Genomic DNA, 17,155 nt, shown 5'->3' with positions numbered 1-17,155 from the left:
AGGGGGGATCATGGGGGACAGCACCCAGAAGAAGCCGATCAAGTCGTCCGCGAAGGCCAAGAAGGCCGCGCTCAAGGCCAATCGCAGCGCCAAGCAGGCGAAGAAACAGTCCAAACGCCCGGCGGCCGACACCGCCGCCGCCGACCGCACCATCGACCGCGTGACGGACCGCCCGCCCAACCGCACGCCGGACCGCGTGATCGACGGCGCTCCCGAGTAACCCCCGCCCCACCCTGCGGCGGCCGCCCGCCGCAGGGCCCGCCCTCACCCGGCGGGCCCGGACCTCTTCAGGATGGCCGGGGGCGGGAGGTCCTGATCTATGGCCGGTCGACCGGCGGGGCCCGGGTCCGGCTTGCGGCCGGGGCTCATCTGGCCGGGCACGCCCCGCCCCCGGCCGGGGCTCGGCTGCGGGCACGGGTCACCGACAAGACCCCGGCCCTCAGGCCAGGCCCTACCTCCGCCCAGACGCCCGGCCGCATAGGGGACCACGCTCACCCCGATGAAGTCCCAGGTCACCCACAAAGCCCACCCTCACCCGCAAGACGTACCCTGCGGCCAGGTACTACCCCCGCCCGGACATTTCTCAGCAAGCCGGACCTCCCACCCCACAAGGCCCTGCCCCGCGCACAGAGACCACCCTCACCCCACAAACCAAACTCCGCCGCACCCAAACACAACCTCCGCCCAGACACCCCTCCACAAACAGCCCCACCCACCCCCAAAGCCCCGCCCGCGCACGGGGACCACCTTCACTCACGGGCGGAACCCTGAGCCGCCGGCGGACATGGGCCTCCGCGAAGCTCTCGCCGCGGCCGGGGCCTGCGCCCACCTGGATGCCCGGGCCCGCAAGCAGGACCGGCGAGAACCCGCCTCACGAAGGCTTGGGGTGAAGTCAAAGGATCGTCGCAACACTGGTTGATCAACTGGCTGCTGCCAGGAGCTTGGTAAGGCGCTCGGCTGGGGTTTCCCAGCCGAGCGTTTTGCGTGGCCGCTCGTTCACGCCGACCAGCCGCGAGGCTTCCTTGTTGCCATAGCCCTGAGCCATGAGCCGAAAGTATTCCTCCCGCTCAGCCCGGAGCTTCCTGCGCCCCTGCGCCTTACGAACCTTGCGGATCTCGAAGTCCATCGCATCCCCTGGGCTGGGGTGTTGCAACGAACCCTAGAACCCAAGTGGAGGGGGGCGGGGTCATTCTGGGGAGAGGCCGGAGCGGAGTTGGGCGTAGGCCAGTTCGGCCGCTTCGACCGCGGCCGGGTAGGCGGCGTCGGCCGATTCGCCGGCGATCAGGCGGCGCCAGTTGTCGCCTGCCAGGACGCGCTGGATGGCGAGGATCTGGGCGGCGGCGAGCCTGGCGGCCAGCCGGGCCGGGGTGCGTCCGCCGTCGAGTTCGGTGGCCAGGGCGTCCTCGTCGTTGGCCGACTGCCGCATCAGCCGGGCGGCCAGGCTCGGCGTCTGGAACACCATGCCGTGGTAGGCCAGCACCTCCGGCGTGTCGTTGAACCCGGTCACCGGGTCGCGCCGGGCCAGGCCGTCGAGGAAGGCGCGGCGCAGGGCGGCCAGCGGCTCCTCCCCCGGCTCGCGCCCGCGGACGATCCGTGCCGCCTCCCCCATGTGGTCGGCGATCCGGTGCAGGGCCAGATCCTCCTTGGTCGCGAAGTACTTGAACAGCGTCGGCTTGGAGACCTCCGCCGCCGCGGCCACCTCCGCGACCGACACCTCGTCGAAACCGCGCTCCAGGAACAGGGCGATCGCCGCCGCCGAGATGGCGTCGTGGATCCGCCGCTTCTTCAGCTCCCGCAGTCCTGTCATGCGGCCACCCTAGCAAAGGGCAACTCGGTTAAACTCTTAACCGAGTTAAGATAAGGAGGCCACATGAACGAGCTCGACGCCGAACGCGCCTACGTCGAACGATGCCGCGAGGCCGTACGCCGTATGCTCGACGGCGCCCGGCACAACGTCATCGTCGGCGAGACCGTGGCCGGCGACCGCTACAGCGCCGAACAACTGGGGCGTCATCTCAAGAGCCTGGCCAAGGAGCTGAGCGAGGAGCCGGAGGGCCCGCCGTTCTTCGGCCGGCTGGACTACGGCCCGGACGCCGGCGACCACGCCGCCCGCAAGTACTACATCGGCAGGCGCCACCTCAGCGGCGAGACCGGCGAGCCCCCCGTGGTGATCGACTGGCGCGCCCCCGTCGCCCGGGCCTTCTACCGCGCCAGCGCCCGCGAGCCCGGCGGTGTGGCGGTACGCCGCCGCTTCGGCTGGTCCACCGACTCGGCCGAACTCACCGGCTACGAAGACGAACGCCTCGACCTCGGCGAGGAGCGCGACGCCTCGGCCAGCCGCATCGTCACCGCCGAGATCGAGCGCCCCCGCGTTGGCCCGATGCGCGACATCGTCGCCACCATCCAGCCCGAGCAGGACGAGCTGGTCCGCGCCCCGATCTCCGGCTCGATCTGCGTCCAGGGCGCGCCCGGCACCGGCAAGACCGCCGTCGGCCTGCACCGCGCGGCCTACCTGCTGTACGCGCACCGGCAGCGACTGCGCAACGGCGGCGTGCTGGTCCTGGGCCCGAACCAGGCGTTCCTCGGTTACATCTCCCAGGTCCTGCCCGCGCTCGGCGAGGTGGACGTCGAACAGACCACCGTGGGACGGCTGCTGCGGCACCGGGGCGAGATCCGCGCCCACGACGGCGAGGACGCGGCGATCGTCAAGCACGACGCCCGGATGGCCAAGGTGCTGCGCCGGGCGCTGTACGCGAGAGTGCGCAAGCCGTCCGGCACCCTCGCCGTGCCCGACGGTTCCTACCGGTGGCGGATCGACGAGTACGACCTGCGGCGCGTGGTGGACGACACCCGCCGCGAAGCGGTGCCGTACCTGGTGGGGCGCGAAAGGGTGATCTCCCGCCTGGTGTCGCTGTTGCAGCAGCGGGCCGAATCGCGCGGACAGACGCCGAACGCCGCGTGGGTCAAGCGGATGCGCCGCTCGATCACCGGGTTCGCCGACGAGGTCTGGCCCGCCGTGCGCGCCGAGGAGGTGGTCGCCGAAGTGCTCACCGACGCCGGCGCGCTGGCCAGGGCGGCCGGCGGCACGCTGACCCCCGCCGAGCAGAAGGCGATCTTGTGGACCCGCCCGCCGCGCAGCCACAAGAGCGCCCGCTGGTCGGAGGCCGACATCGTACTGCTCGACGAGGTGGCCGGCCTGCTGGAACGCGAGCAGGGCTACGGGCACGTGATCGTGGACGAGGCGCAGGACCTGTCGCAGATGCAGTGCCGGGCCATCGCCAGGCGCAGTGAGCACGGCTCGATCACCGTGCTCGGCGACCTCGCGCAGGCCACCACGCCGTGGGCGGCACGGCGCTGGCCCGACGCGTTGACCCACCTCGGCAAGCCGGACGCCGCCGTGATCGCCCTGACCACCGGGTTCCGCGTGCCCGCCGCCGTGGTGGCGCTGGCCAACCGGCTGCTTTCCACCCTGGACGCCGATGTGCCGCAGACCAGGTCGTTGCGCTCGGACGGCATGTTGCGCGTGCGCCGGGTGCCGGACCTGGCGGGAGCGGTCGTGGCGGCCGTGCGCGACGCGCTGCGCCACGAGGGCTCCATCGGCGTGATCGCCGCCGACATCGGACCGCTGGCGGAGCGGTTGCGGGCCGAGGGCATCGTGGTCGCCGCCCTGGACGGCGCGGACGCCACCGCCGGTACGGCCGGCGCCCAGGTCACCGCCGTCCCCGCGACCCTGGTCAAGGGCTTCGAGTACGACCACGTGATCCTCGCCGAGCCCGCCGCCATCGCCGAGGCCGAGACCCGCGGCGCCAACCGCCTCTACGTCGCCCTCACCCGCGCGGTGTCCCGGCTGGACGTGCTGCACACCCGGCCGCTCCCGGCCGCCCTGGACGGCCACGGCTCGCCGATGTGAAAGCACGGCGGGCGGGTCGCTCGGTGTGGGGGCGAGGCCCCGGATTCCCGTCCATCACCTCTGCTGGAACGCCACATTCGACTGTTCGCAGGAATGCGAGGATAAGTTGGGCGATCACGCGACCGGAGAGGGATGTATGCCAGCCTACGTGCGGTTTCCGACGATTTTTCGTGATGCGGTGGTCTTCGCCGCGGAGGACGATCTGTGGATGGTACCGGCCGAAGGAGGGCGGGCCTTCCGGCTGACCGCCGGGGTCGCCGAGGCCGGTTATCCGAGGTTCTCCCCCGATGGCGGACGGCTGGCGTTCGTCGGCCGTGAGGAGGGCCCGGAGGAGGTCTACGTGATGCCGGCCGAAGGCGGTGACGCCACCCGCATCACGTTCCACGGATCCCGTTCGACGGTCACCGGCTGGCAGGACGACGCGATCGTCTACGCCAGCGACGCGGGGCAGCCGTTCGGGCGGTTGAAGTGGCTGCACGCCGTGGTCCCCGGGGCGGAAGGGCCGCCGCGGCGGCTGCCGTACGGGCCGGCGAACACGATCACGTACGGTCCCGGCGGCGTGACCGTGCTCGGCCGCAACACCGCCGACCCGGCCCGCTGGAAGCGCTACCGCGGCGGCACGGTCGGCGACCTGTGGATCGACCGGGCGGGCGAGGGGGAGTTCGCCAGGCTCATCGCGCTGGCCGGCAACCTCGCCTCGCCCTGCTGGGCGGGCGATCGGATCTATTTCCTGTCCGACCACGAGGGCGTCGGCAACGTCTACTCCTGCACCCCCGCCGGCGACGGCCTGCGCCGCCACACCGACCACGCCGACTATTACGCGCGCAACCTGTCCGGCGACGGCACCCGGCTGGTCTACCACGCGGGCGGGGAGCTGTACCTGCTCGACCCGGCCGAGAGCGAGTCCCAGCGGGTGGAGGTACGGCTGGGCAGCTCGCGTACGCAGCGCAACCGCAGGTTCGTGGCAGCCGAGAGCTACCTGGACAGCGCCACGCTCAGCCCCGACGGCAGCGGCCTTGCCGTCACCACCCGAGGCAAGGCGTTCTCCTTCGCCAACTGGGAGGGCCCGGTCCGCCAGCACGGCGCTCCCGACGGGGTCCGCTATCGGCTGCTGACCTGGCTCAACGACGGCGAGCGGCTGATCGCGGCGGCCAGCGACGACGGCGACCGCGAAGTGCTGGTGCTGCTCACCGCCGACGGCCGTGAGGAGCCGGTACGGCTGGACGCGCTCGACACCGGCCGGGCCATCGAGCTGGAGATCTCTCCCAAGCACGACCGCGTGGCGCTCACCAACCACCGCAACGAGCTGCTGCTGATCGACCTGACCGGCGAGGAGCCCGCGCTGACCACCGTCGAGCGCAACGCCTTCGACCGGATCGAGGACCCGGCCTGGTCGGCCGACGGGCGCTGGCTGGCCTACTCCTGCCCGGCCGGCCCGCAGACCAGCGCCATCAAGCTGTACGACACGCGAAGCGGGCAGTCGTTCGCCGCCACCCGGCCGGTGCTCTACGACACCAGCCCGTCCTTCGACCCGGAGGGACGCTACCTCTACTTCATCGGGTATCGGGTGTTCAACCCGGTACGTGACTCGCTCCACTTCGACCTGGGGTTCCCGCTCGGCCGCCGGCCGTACGCGATCGCGCTGCGCTCCGACGTGGGCTCACCGTTCGTGCCCGAACCGCGCCCACTCGGCAAGGGCGACAGCGGCAAGGACGAAACCAAGGACGAAGCCAAGGAGGAGAGCAAGCCCGAGTCCGAGCCCGCGAAGGACGACGCGAAGGGCGAGACGACGGGCGAGACGAAGGCCGACGCCAAGGACGAGTCCGCCGAGGAGACGCTGAACATCGAGACCGACGGCCTGGACCGCCGGATCGTCGCCTTCCCCGTGCCCGAGGCCCGGTACACCCAGATCGCCGGGATCAACGGCAAAGCGATCTTCGCGTCGTTCCCCGTCGAGGGCCGCCGCGGCGACGAGTTCGCCGAGTCCACCTCCGGCACCCTGCACGTCTACGACTTCGAGAAGCAGACGTGCGAGGTCCTCACCAAGGACCTCAGCGGTTTCCGGCTGGGCCGGGACAACACCACCCTGCTCTACCGGGCGGGCCGCCGGTTGCGCGTGGTCAAGGCCGGCGAGGAGCCCTCCGGCGGAGAGGGCACGACCCGCTCGGCGGGCTGGATCGACATGTCCCGCGTCAAGGTCTCGATCCGCCCGGGGGCCGAATGGCGGCAGATGTTCCGCGAGGCGTGGCGGCTGCAACGCGAGCACTTCTGGACCGAGGACATGGCGGGGGTCGACTGGGACGGCGTCTATGACCGTTATCTGCCGCTGGTGGACCGGATCGGCACCCGCGGGGAGTTCTCCGACCTGCTGTGGGAACTGCTCGGCGAGCTGGGCACCTCGCACGCCTATGAGATGGGCGGCGAGTACCGCAGCCGCCCCCACTACTGGCAGGGCAAGCTCGGCGTGGACTGGACCTACGACGACGGCGTCTACCGCATCGCCGCCATCGTGGACGGCGACCCGTGGGACGCCGAGGCCACCTCGCCGCTCAACCGGCCGGGGATCAACCTGCGCCCGGGCGATGCCGTGCTGGCGGTCAACGGCCAGCCGGTGGGCCGTACGGCCACCCCGGCCGAGCGGCTGGTCAACCAGGCGGGAGAGGAGGTGCAGCTCACCGTCCGCCGCGGCGAGGAGGCTCCGCGCACGGTCACCGTCAAGGCGCTGTCGTACGAGCAGCCCGGCCGCTACCGCGACTGGGTGACCGCCAACCGGGCCCGCACCCACGAGCGCACCGGCGGCCGGATCGGCTACCTGCACATCCCGGACATGAGCGCCGAAGGGTATGCCGAGTTCCACCGCGGGTTCCTGGCCGAGTACGACCGCGAGGGCCTGATCGTGGACGTGCGCTTCAACGGCGGCGGCAACGTCTCGGCGCTGCTGCTGGAGAAGCTGGCCCGCCGCCGGATCGGCTACGACCACCCGCGCTGGGGGGTGCCCGAGCCCTATCCGCGCGAGTCCCCGCGGGGCGTGCTGGTCGCGGTCACCAACGAGTGGGCCGGATCGGACGGCGACATCTTCAGCCACACCTTCAAGCTGCTCGGTCTCGGCCCGCTGATCGGCAAGCGGACCTGGGGCGGGGTCATCGGGATCTGGCCGCGCCACTGGCTGGCCGACGGCACGGTCACCACCCAGCCGGAGTTCTCCTTCGCCTTCGACGACGTGGGCTGGCGGGTGGAGAACTACGGGACCGACCCCGACATCGAGATCGACATCACCCCGCAGGACTACGCCCGGGGCGTGGACACCCAGCTCGACAAGGCGATCGAGGTCGCGCTGGAACGCCTTGCGAGCCATCCCCCGCACACCCCCGACCCGGCCGACCGCCCCCGGCTCACCGTCCCGCCGCTGCCCCCGCGCCGCTGACCCTCCCCCGGCCACCCCCGACCCCCCAGACCGCCCCCGGCTTCCCCAGCCGAGGGCGGCCGCCCGCTTCACACCCGCCTCCGGGCCCCGTCATGCCCGCATGTGATCTCCGTGCGTCCCGGCCCGATCACCTAGCGAGGTTTTGTGACGGCAAAGCAACGTTTTCCCTACTGCAAAGCGTCTAATGGGTCGCAGGACGGTTCGGGGGTTTCTCGTTCTAGTCCGGCATTTCGGGTTTCGGTAGGACGGTGGTGATACGGAAATCACCTCCGGCTGATGTTTCAGCCCGCCGTGTACCGGAAGGGGGACGCGGTGGTCCATGAGAAGAGGGGGTTTCCGGCTGTGCGCAAAGCTATTGCGCGGGGGGCGGTACGTCTGCTGGAGGCGGCCGACAGGCGCCGGGCGCGAAAGGCCCCGCCGCCGCAGATTCGCGACATCCGGATTCTGCTGCTACACGCCAACGGCATGGGCGGGACCATCAGGACGGTCATCAACCTGGCGGGGCAGCTCGCCACCACGCACAACGTCGAGATCGTCAGCGTTCTGCGCGAGGCGGAGGAGCCCTTCTTCGCCATTCCGGAGGGGGTCCGGATCAGCTACCTCGACGATCGCCTGGGCGATGGCCCGGGGGGGCCGCTGCGCCGCCTGCTGTCGAGCAGGCCGAGCAGGCTGATCCCGAAGGAGGAGGCCGCCGCCCACCGCTTCACCTTGTGGACCGACCTGCTCCTGGTCCGTTACCTGCGCAGGCAGACGTCCGGCGTCGTGATCGCCACCCGGCCGGGCCTCAACCTCGTCACCGCCCGCTTCACCCACCCGGGGGCCATCACCATCGGGCAGGAGCACGTCGGCCTCAGCAGCCACGCCGAGCCCGTGCAGGCGCTGCTCAAACGGCGTTACCCCCGGCTGGACGCGCTGGTCGCCCTGACCAAGGCCGACCTTTCCGACTACCGTACGGCGCTGCGCCGCAAGCCGCGGGTGCTGACCCGCATCCCCAACTCGCTGCCGCCGCTGTCCGGCGGGCCGTCCACGCTCACGAGCAAGACCGTCGTGGCGTTGGGCCGGTTGACCAGGGTCAAGGGCTTCCACAAGCTGCTGGCCGCCTGGGAGCAGGTCGCCGCCGCCCATCCGGACTGGACGTTGCGCATCTACGGCGCGGGCAACCAGCAGGACAATCTCGCCGCCGACATCCGTGATCGCGGGTTGAGCGACAGCGCGTTCCTGATGGGTCCGGTCTCCGATGTCGGCCCGGCGTTGCAGGAGGCGTCGATCTTCGCGATGACCTCCCGGCACGAGGGCTTCTCCCTGACGATCCTGGAGGCGATGAGCAAGGGCCTGGCCATCGTCAGCTTCGACTCCCCGCACGGGCCGCGCGAGATGCTGACCGACCGGCACGACGCGCTGATGGTCAAGCCGCGCACCCCCGAGACCCTGGCCGAGCGGCTGTGCGAGGTCATCGAGGACGAGGAGCTGCGCCGCCGCCTCGGCCGGGCCGCCCTGGCGACGGTGCAGAAGTACGACGGCTCGGTGATCGGCGAGCAGTGGGAGGAGCTGCTGGTCAAGCTGCTCGACAAGCGCAGGGCCGCCGCCGCCCCTGACCTCGGTCACGAGCCCGGCGCGGCGGCGGCCGAGCAGCCCCGGCCCGAGCCGCTGTCCGGCGCGGGCCGGCCCCGGCCGCGGCTGCCGGCCGGGCCCGCCGCCTCAGAGCTGTGACAGCGGCCCCAGTTCCACCGGCTCGGCGATCACGTCCACCAGGGCGCCGTTGCGCAGCACGGTGATCGGCAACGGGCGGCCGATGGCCTCGGCGAACATCAGCCGTTGCAGGCTCTGCGCGTCATCGACCGCCCGCCCTCCGGCGTTCAGTACCAGGTCGCCCGCGCGCAGCCCGGCCCGTACGGCCGGGCTGCCCGGCACCACCTCCATCACCCGCAGCGCCGTACTCCGTCCGGTACGGCGGTGCAGGTGGTCGGGCAGCGGCGCGGGCGAGGTGACCAGCCCGAGGTAGGCGCGGCGGACCCGGCCGTCGCGCATCAGGGTGGCGATGATCGAACGCGTGGTGGTGTTCACCGGCACGGCCAGCCCCAGCCCGACGCCGGCCACCGCGGTGTTGATCCCGACCACCTTGCCCTCGGCGTCGGCCAGCGCGCCGCCGGAGTTGCCGGGGTTGAGCGCCGCGTCGGTCTGGATGACGTCCTCGATCAGGCGTACGGCCGAGCCGCTGCGCGCGGGCAGCGACCGGCCGAGCGCCGACACCACGCCGGCGGTCACCGAGCCGGTCAGCCCGAGCGGATTGCCGACCGCCACCACCAACTGCCCGACGACCAGGCCGTCGCTGTCGCCGAGCACCGCGGGCTCGGGCGTGGCGCCTTCGGCCCGCACCACGGCCAGGTCCGACAGCGGGTCGGTCCCGACCACCTCGAAGTCGCCCGAGGTGCCGTCGGCGAATGCGATGGTCCCCGCCCGGGACCTGCCCACCACGTGAGCGTTGGTCAGCATGAACCCGTCGCTGGTGAACACCACCGCCGAGCCGCTGCCCCGCTCGGTGCGCAGACCGGCGACCTTGGGCAGCAACCGGGCGGCGACGGAGGAGACGATCTGGGAGTAGGCGTCCATGTCCGCCCTCCTGGGGGAATCGACACAGGTCTGCTTACATCATTACCCCTCAAGCGATGTATCGCGTCGGACATTCCCGCGTGCGGGACAGAGCCCGACTCGGCGTCCGACTCAACCGAAAACCTAGTTATCAAGTAGGAAATATTGACTTTACTGGGACGGGCTCGTAGCTTCATGGTCATGAGCCAGGCCGCGAACCTGACCAGACGCCCGCGCGTTCACCGCGGCCACGTCGTCCGTGCGTGTCACTGATCACGAGATCCCGGTCGGCACCCTAGTTCTCCGCGCTGAGGAGCGAGTTTCGTGATCCCAACTGGAGGCCCCTCGTGACGCTGTCCGAGGTGAAGACGCCCTCCCTCCAAGAGCCGGAGCGGCCCTTGGCGGTGGTGACGGCCCGGCGCCCGCTGCGGTGGGTGGCCGCGGCCGGTGTGCTCGTGGCGCTGGCGATGGTCGCCAGCGCCCTCATCACCAATCCCGCCTGGGAGTGGGACGTCGTGCGGCTGTACCTGTTCGCGCCTTCGGTGCTGCGGTCGGTACTGGTCACGCTCCAACTGACCGCGCTGGGCATCGGGCTCGGCTTCGCGCTGGGCACGGTCCTGGCGCTGATGCGGCTCTCGGAGAACCGGCTGCTGTCCTGGGTGGCCTGGGGGTACGTGTGGCTGTTCCGGTCGGTGCCGCTCATCTTGCAACTGCTGTTCTGGTACAACCTGGCACTGCTGTATCCCCGGCTGTCGGTCGGCGTGCCGTTCGGGCCGGAGTTCTTCGACTTCGGCACGATGGACCTGATCGCGCCGCTGACCGCGGCGGCGCTCGGGCTGGCCCTGCACCAGGCCGCCTACGCCGCCGAGATCGTCCGCGGCGGCCTGCTGTCGGTCGATCCCGGGCAGCGGGAGGCGGCGGCGGCGCTGGGGCTGCCTCGGGCGCGGCGGTTGTTCCGGATCATCTTGCCGCAGGCCATGCGGACCATCGTGCCGAACGCCGGCAACGAGATCATCGGCCTGGTGAAGGGCACCTCGGTGGTCTACATCATGGCGCTGCCCGAGCTGTTCTACCAGGTGCAGGTGATCTACAACCGCAACGGCCGGGTGATGGCCCTGCTGCTGGTCGCGGCGATCTGGTACCTGGCGCTGACCACCGTCTTGTCGATCGTCCAGTACTACATCGAACGCCACTACGGAAGAGGACGCCGATGAGCCCCGTGGTGGAACTGCGCGGCGTGCACAAGAGCTTCGGCACGCTGCACGTGCTGCGCGGCGTGGACCTGGACGTGAACAAGGGGCAGGTTCTGGTGATCCTCGGCCCCTCCGGATCGGGCAAGTCCACGCTGCTGCGCACGATCAACCACCTGGAGAAGGTGGACAGCGGGTCGGTCCGGGTCGGCGGGCGGCTGCTGGGGTACCGGCAGGTCGGCGATCGGCTGCACGAGCTGCCCGAGCGCGAGGTACTGCGCCAGCGCACCCAGATCGGGTTCGTCTTCCAGGCGTTCAACCTGTTCCCCCACCTCACGGTGCGGCAGAACCTGATGGAGGCGCCGCTTTCGGCCCAGCGCCGGCCGCGCTCGGAGGTCGAGCCGCTGATCGAGCGGCTGCTGGCGCGGGTCGGCCTGGCCGACAAGGCCGACGCCTACCCGGGGACGCTTTCGGGCGGGCAGCAGCAGCGCGTGGCCATCGCCAGGGCGCTGGCGCTGTCCCCCAGGCTGCTGCTGTTCGACGAACCGACCTCCGCGCTCGACCCCGAGCTGGTGGGCGAGGTCCTGGACGTGATCAAGGACCTGGCCCGCGGCGGGACCACGATGATCGTGGTCACCCACGAGATCGGCTTCGCCCGCGAGGTGGCCGACACCGTGGCCTTCATGGACGCCGGGCGGGTCGTCGAGATCGGCCCGCCCGCCCAGGTGCTCGACTCCCCCGTCCACGCCCGTACCCGCGCCTTCATCGGCAAGGTCCTCTGAAGCAGAAGGAACGACACATGCGCACACCGCCCGCCCGGGTCTTCGCCGTGCCCGCGCTCATGCTCCTCGCCGCGGCCGTCGCGTGCGGCGCCGAGCCCACCGTCCAGTCCCTGGCCGGCGCCGCCCCCGAGGTGTCCGGGAAGGCGATCAACCTCGGTCCCGAGCAGAACCGGATCCGCGCCGAGAAGGTCGCCGCCATCGCGGCCAAGGTGCCCAAGGACATCGCCGCCGACGGCAGGCTCACCGTCGGCTTCAACGGCGAGGGCACCCCGCCCCTGGTGTTCCCGGCCACCGACGACACCACGGTGATCGGGGTGGAGACCGACATCGCCCAGCTCGTGGCCGACGTGCTCGGCCTGGAGCTGGCCCCGGAGAACACCTCCTGGGAGAACCTGTTCCTGGCGGCGAAGTCCGGCAAGTACGAGGCGGTGTTCAACAACGTCACCGTCACCGAGGAGCGCAAGGACATCTACGACTTCGCCACCTACCGGATCGACCAGCTCGCCTGGCAGGTCGCCGCGAGCAGCCCGATCAAGAAGATCGCCGAGCCCGCCGACATCGCCGGGCTGCGCGTCTCGGTCGGCGCCGGCACCAACCAGGAGAAGGTGCTGCTGGACTGGGACCGGCAGAACAAGGCGGCCGGCCGCAAGCCCGCGGAGATCCTTTACTACGAGAAGTACGGCGATGTGCTGCTGGCGCTGAAGTCCGGCCGGGTCCAGGCGTACTTCGGGCCGAATCCGACGCTCGCCTACAACATCGCCGTCAGCGGCGACTCCCGGCTGGTGGGCACGTTGTCCGGGGCCGGGCCGGACCTGCAGGGGCTCATCGCGGCCATGACCAAGAAGGACAACGGGCTGGTCGGGCCGCTGCAGGAGGCGCTGGCCACCGTCATCAAGAACGGGAAGTACGCGCAGGTGCTCGACCGCTGGGGGCTGGCCAACGAGGCGATCCCCAAGTCGGAGATCAACCCGCCCGGCCTGCCCCGCCAGACGCCCTGAGCGGCCCGCGCCATCTTCAGCCGGTCAGGCGGTCCCAGACCTCGCGGTCGCGCTGCGGGGTCCAGATGCCCGGACCGCTTCCGTCGAGTTCCTCCCAGGCGCGCCAGGTGTCGAAGACCATGGCGTGCTCGAACACCGGCATGCCGCCGTAGACGGGCAGCAGGGCCTCGCGGGCCGCTACATATGCCTGCTCGACCGTGCCGCCGCGCGTCTTGATCTTCTGCACCGCGCCCATCAAGGTGCTGAGGAATTCCCGGGTCAGCTCGATGGCGCGCTGGGAGGCGGCGCGGTCGTGCGCGATCTCGCCCCGGCCGCCGACGAGGATGTCCACGTCGAGCGCCTTGACCCGGTCGAGCGTGGTGGTCATCCACTCCTGGTGGTAGGCGTCGCCGGTGTAGACGGCCGAGCCGTTCTCCACCAGGTCTCCGGCGAACAGGACCTTGGACTTGGGCACGTAGGCGTAGATGTCGCCGGAGGTGTGCCCGTTGCCGGCCCAGGCCAGTTCGACGGTGCCGCGGTCGCCGCCCAGCTCGATCGACAGGTGGTCGTCGAAGGTGACGGTGGGCCAGGTGAGGCCGGGGATGGTCTCGTGGCCGGTGAACAGCCGCGGCATCCGGCCGAACTCGACGTCCCAGTCCTCCTTGCCGCGCTCGGTGATGAGCCGCCGGGTCTCGGTGTGCGTGATGATCTCCTGCGCGTCGAATCCGGCGGCGCCGAGCACGCGTACCGCGTGGTAGTGCGAAAGGACCAGGTACCTGACCGGCTTGTCGGTGTGCTCGCGCAACTGCTCAAGCCAGCGCCTGGCCATCACCGGGGTGGCGCGGGCCTCGAAGCAGACCAGGAAGTCCTCTCCCTCAATGGCGCCCACGTTGGGGTCGCCGCCCGTGGTCAGGGCGTACACGCCGTCGGCCAGGACCTCCAGGATCTCGGGCTTTTCCGCGGTGTCGGCGGTGGAGGCGAATGGCTTGGACACTGTGTGCTCCTCGTCTTTGTGGTGGTTGCTCAGGCGTGCCGCAGGCGGTCCAGCGCGGCGGTGTCCCACAGCATGCCGTGGCCGGGGCGGTCCGGCGGTGCCGCCACGCCTCCGCTGATCGGCAGCGTCTCGGTGAGCACCTCGTCGATCAGCGGGAAGTGCTCGATGTAGGCGCAGTTGGGGACGGCCGCCGCCAGGTTGACGTGCAGTTCCGGCAGGAAGTGCGGGGTGAGCACGGCGCCGAACACCTCGGCCACCGCGCTGATCCGCAGCCACTCGGTGACGCCGCCGCACAGCGGCACGTCGGGCTGAAGCACGGACGCGGCGCCCTCGCGCAGGTAGTGCGCGAAGTCGTGGCGGCCGTGCAGGTGCTCGCCGACCGCGATGGGGACGCCCTGGCGGGTGGCGAGCTGGGCGTGCCCTGCCAGGTCATCGGCGGGCAGCGGCTCTTCCATCCAGTAGACGCCGAGGTCGTCCAGGCGGCGGCCGAGCCACACGGCGGTGGGCAGGTCCAGGCGCTCGTTGCAGTCCACCATGATCCGCAGGTCGTCGCCCAGGGCCTCGCGCACGGCCCGTACCCGGGCCACGTCCTCCTCCGCGCGCCGGGCGCCCACCCGCAGCTTCACCGCGTCGTAGCCCTCGGCGACGTACGTGCGCGAGCCTTCGATCAGCTCGTCCACAGACATCGCGTGGGTGGAGCGACCGCTGCCGTACACCGGGACGGTGTCGGTGTGCGCGCCGATGAACCGGTAGAGGGGCAGGCCGGCGCGGCGGGCGCGCAGGTCCCATACGGCGATGTCGGCGGCCGACAGCGCGGGCAGCGCCACGCCCTTGCCCAGCCTGCGGGTCGCGGCGGCGATCTCGTGCCAGCGGCGCGGCCAGGCGTCCAGCTCGGTGCCCTCGGCCTTCTCCTTGATCAGGCCGGTGAGCAGGGCGTACAGCGCCTCGGCGCCTCCGGTCAGGGCGTAGGTGAAGCCGGTGCCGGTGGCGCCTTCGTCGTCGGTGAGGGTGACGTGCAGCAGGTCGACCTGGGTGGCGCCGGAGCCGCCGCGCCCCGCGCCGAGCGGGACGCGCACCCAGGACGTGCTCAGGCCGGTGATCGTCGGGCGGCTCACAGGACCTTCCCGATCCAGCCGATCAGGGCGTCGGCCATGACGGCGGTGAGTTCGGGCTGGCCGTTGAGGTAGTGACGGCCGCCCTCCACCGCGGTGAGCAGTTTGTTGTCGTGCGGGACCGCGTCGTGCAACTGGCGGGCGTGGGAGGGGAAGCACGCCTGGTCGGCGGTGCCGTAGATGACGTGGACGGGGACGTCCACGGACGCGAGCCGGGCCGGGCCGTCGCCGTGCGAGGTGCGGATGGACCACTGTGACAGCCAGGAGCGCAGGCTGGTCAGGTGGCCGAGGGTGGTGGGCCGCAGGTTCGCCTCGTACGGCTCGCCCCACAGGGTGCCGGGCGCACGGTCGGACGGGTCGATGGACAGGTCCACGTTGCGCGGGTCGGCGCAGGTGGCGTGGATTCTGATGGGCAGGTCGGTGACCTTGCCGTCGCCACGCTCGGCCAGCTCGTACAGCTTGGCGATCACCGAGTCGGTGATCCGCTCGTTGCGCGCCCGCTGCGCGGCGCGGTAGCGGGCCAGCCATTCCTCCGCGTACGGGGGGCCGTTGTGCGCGGCGAACATGTCCAGCTCGGGGTCGCGATCGAAGGGGTCGTCCTCATCGCGTGCCGCGGGGTCGAGCCATTCGACCAGCAGGTTGGCCCGGCCGGGGTGGGCCATCAGCATGACCAGGGCGTCGGCCGGCGGCAGGTGGGCCTTGGTGAGGTCGGGGCCGCCGCCGTAGGGGGCGGCGGTGATGCTGGGGTGGCGGGCCTGCTCCTGGTAGAGGGCGACCAGGCCGCCGCCGCCGGAGTTGCCGACCAGGACGACCTTCTCGTATCCCTCGGCGCGCAGGTGGGTGATGACGGAGGCGATGTCGAGTACGCAGTTCTCCAGCAGCAGCACCGAGTCGTTGCCGAGGTAGCGGGTCGTCATGGCCACCGCGTCCACGCCACGCTCGGCCCATGCGCCGAGCGCGTAGTGGCCGAGGAAGTTGGAGGAGGGGTGGACCACCACCACGGCGGTGTCGGCGCGCCGTCCGGGGTGCGCGCGTACCCGCGAGCACCACAAGACCCCGGCCATCCGCGCCACCCCGGAGTAGACCTCCGAGGCCGCGGCCGCCGTCCCGATGGGGACGGTGAGCAGCTCCCGCTCAGCCATGTTCCGACCACCTCACCTGCGTTCGATTAACGGTTAAGCTCACCATATATCGGTAACGTTCACCCTAGCGCACCCCCTGGCGTCTTGACAGTGGCCCGGGTGGCTTCCGAGGATGCGCCTAACACAAGCGCTCGAACTACGAATACGGCAACCGGATAACGGTTAAGGAGATGGTGCCGTGCAATCGCTCAACGAGATCCTCGCCGCCAAGGCCGCGTCGGTACAGCGGCCCGAGGAGGCCAAGCAGGCCATCAACGAGGCGTTCGCCGAGATCGAGGCCGCCGGCCTCGTCCCGGGGCTGGAGATCGGAGAGAAGGCCCCCGACTTCGTGCTGCCCAACGCGCTGGGATCCAAAATACGGCTTTCCGACCGGCTCGCGGAGGGGCCGGTCGTCGTGATCTTCTATCGCGGCTCGTGGTGCCCGTACTGCAACCTTGAACTGGCCGCCTACCAGGCGGTTCTGCACGAGTTCCAGGAGGCGGGGGCGCGGCTGATGGCGGTGAGCCCCCAGTTGCCGGATGACGCGCTGTCCATGCAGGAGAAGCACGACCTGGCCTATGACGTGCTGTCCGACGCCGAGCAGGAGGTGATGGCGGCCTACCGGGTGAAGTTCGAGCTGCCCGAGAAGATCAAACCGCATCTGCTGGACGCCACCGCCGCCGCGCTCGCCCGCCAGCAGCCCGACGGCCGGTGGAGCCTGCCGGTGCCCGCGACGTTCGTGCTGGACTCAACGGGCATCGTGCGGGCCCGGCACGTGACGATGAACTACCGGACCCGGATGGAACCCGGCGAAGCCCTGCGAGCCGTGCGCGAGATCCGCGCCGCCGACTGACCTTCCTTCCCCACTCCCCGGGGGGCGGCTAAACGGCCGTTTCGCCGCCCCCGCATCATTCCTGTTGCCATTTGGCCATCCTCTTGACACGCCAGATAGGTCACAGCACGATAGTCGCACAGTGTGACCGAATATCGGTTGCAGGTTGCTCTCTCCCCACGACCACCTCGTGATCTCTACTGCCCCGCGGCCACGCGTCTCCG

At 70.9% G+C, this 17,155-nt stretch carries 14 protein-coding genes; 8 read left to right on the top strand and 6 right to left on the bottom strand.

From position 1 onward, the window contains the following. Nucleotides 1-10 precede the first annotated feature (10 nt). Nucleotides 11-220 (top strand): hypothetical protein, encoded by a 210-nt coding sequence (locus tag ACH34R_RS17005; protein WP_397562386.1) that lies wholly within the window; start codon nt 11-13, stop codon nt 218-220. 699 nt (nt 221-919) lie between these two features. Here the strand turns inward: ACH34R_RS17005 and ACH34R_RS17000 are convergent. Both ACH34R_RS17000 and ACH34R_RS16995 read right to left on the bottom strand, forming a co-directional pair. Then, nucleotides 920-1,126 (bottom strand): hypothetical protein, encoded by a 207-nt coding sequence (locus ACH34R_RS17000; RefSeq protein ID WP_397562465.1) that lies wholly within the window; start codon nt 1,124-1,126, stop codon nt 920-922. Between the two features lie 60 nt (nt 1,127-1,186). Then, nucleotides 1,187-1,807: a TetR/AcrR family transcriptional regulator gene (locus ACH34R_RS16995; RefSeq protein WP_397562385.1), complete on the bottom strand. Its 621-nt coding sequence runs from the start codon at nt 1,805-1,807 to the stop codon at nt 1,187-1,189. A 63-nt stretch (nt 1,808-1,870) separates the two neighbouring features. On the opposite strand from ACH34R_RS16995, the gene ACH34R_RS16990 reads away from it, so the two are divergent. The 3 genes from ACH34R_RS16990 (at nt 1,871) to ACH34R_RS16980 (ending at nt 9,044) form a co-directional block, all read left to right on the top strand. Then, nucleotides 1,871-3,910, top strand: a complete 2,040-nt coding sequence (locus ACH34R_RS16990; RefSeq protein WP_397562384.1) for a HelD family protein — start codon at nt 1,871-1,873, stop codon at nt 3,908-3,910. Nucleotides 3,911-4,088: 178 nt separating this feature from the next. Next, nucleotides 4,089-7,334 (top strand): PDZ domain-containing protein, encoded by a 3,246-nt coding sequence (locus ACH34R_RS16985; RefSeq protein ID WP_397562383.1) that lies wholly within the window; start codon nt 4,089-4,091, stop codon nt 7,332-7,334. A gap of 342 nt (nt 7,335-7,676) precedes the next feature. Further along, a complete protein-coding gene (locus ACH34R_RS16980) occupies nt 7,677-9,044 on the top strand; it encodes a glycosyltransferase family 4 protein (protein ID WP_397562382.1) in 1,368 nt (455 codons plus the stop codon). Here ACH34R_RS16980 and ACH34R_RS16975 read toward each other — a convergent pair. Further along, nucleotides 9,033-9,944, bottom strand: coding sequence for a S1C family serine protease (locus ACH34R_RS16975; RefSeq protein WP_397562381.1), 912 nt, complete (start codon nt 9,942-9,944; stop codon nt 9,033-9,035). The two genes, ACH34R_RS16980 and ACH34R_RS16975, sit on opposite strands and share 12 nt — an antisense overlap. A gap of 326 nt (nt 9,945-10,270) precedes the next feature. On the opposite strand from ACH34R_RS16975, the gene ACH34R_RS16970 reads away from it, so the two are divergent. From ACH34R_RS16970 to ACH34R_RS16960, 3 genes are read left to right on the top strand one after another with little or no spacing between them, the layout of a single operon-like run. Continuing rightward, nucleotides 10,271-11,137: an amino acid ABC transporter permease gene (locus tag ACH34R_RS16970; protein WP_397562380.1), complete on the top strand. Its 867-nt coding sequence runs from the start codon at nt 10,271-10,273 to the stop codon at nt 11,135-11,137. Next, the gene (locus tag ACH34R_RS16965) at nt 11,134-11,895 is read left to right on the top strand and encodes an amino acid ABC transporter ATP-binding protein (protein WP_397562379.1); all 762 of its coding nucleotides are present in this window, start codon (nt 11,134-11,136) and stop codon (nt 11,893-11,895) included. Before ACH34R_RS16970 ends, ACH34R_RS16965 begins: the two co-directional genes overlap by 4 nt. Nucleotides 11,896-11,912: 17 nt before the next feature. Further along, a complete protein-coding gene (locus tag ACH34R_RS16960) occupies nt 11,913-12,893 on the top strand; it encodes an ABC transporter substrate-binding protein (RefSeq protein ID WP_397562378.1) in 981 nt (326 codons plus the stop codon). A gap of 16 nt (nt 12,894-12,909) precedes the next feature. Here ACH34R_RS16960 and ACH34R_RS16955 read toward each other — a convergent pair whose 3' ends face one another. From ACH34R_RS16955 to ACH34R_RS16945, 3 genes are read right to left on the bottom strand one after another with little or no spacing between them, the layout of a single operon-like run. Further along, nucleotides 12,910-13,866 carry an MBL fold metallo-hydrolase gene (locus ACH34R_RS16955; RefSeq protein WP_397562377.1) on the bottom strand — a complete coding sequence of 319 codons (957 nt, stop codon included), beginning with the start codon at nt 13,864-13,866 and terminating at the stop codon, nt 12,910-12,912. Between the two features lie 29 nt (nt 13,867-13,895). Beyond that, nucleotides 13,896-14,981 carry a mandelate racemase/muconate lactonizing enzyme family protein gene (locus ACH34R_RS16950; RefSeq protein WP_397562376.1) on the bottom strand — a complete coding sequence of 362 codons (1,086 nt, stop codon included), beginning with the start codon at nt 14,979-14,981 and terminating at the stop codon, nt 13,896-13,898. Continuing rightward, nucleotides 14,978-16,120, bottom strand: coding sequence for an alpha/beta hydrolase (locus ACH34R_RS16945; protein WP_397562375.1), 1,143 nt, complete (start codon nt 16,118-16,120; stop codon nt 14,978-14,980). The genes ACH34R_RS16950 and ACH34R_RS16945 overlap by 4 nt, the downstream gene beginning before the upstream one ends. A 178-nt stretch (nt 16,121-16,298) precedes the next feature. On the opposite strand from ACH34R_RS16945, the gene ACH34R_RS16940 reads away from it, so the two are divergent. Further along, nucleotides 16,299-16,952, top strand: a complete 654-nt coding sequence (locus ACH34R_RS16940) for a peroxiredoxin-like family protein (RefSeq protein ID WP_397562374.1) — start codon at nt 16,299-16,301, stop codon at nt 16,950-16,952. Nucleotides 16,953-17,155: the final 203 nt, after the last annotated feature.

This window comes from Spongiactinospora sp. 9N601 (assembly GCF_044326295.1).
GTDB lineage: Bacteria > Actinomycetota > Actinomycetes > Streptosporangiales > Streptosporangiaceae > Spongiactinospora > Spongiactinospora gelatinilytica.
This window is presented reverse-complemented; position numbering and strand designations above follow the sequence as displayed.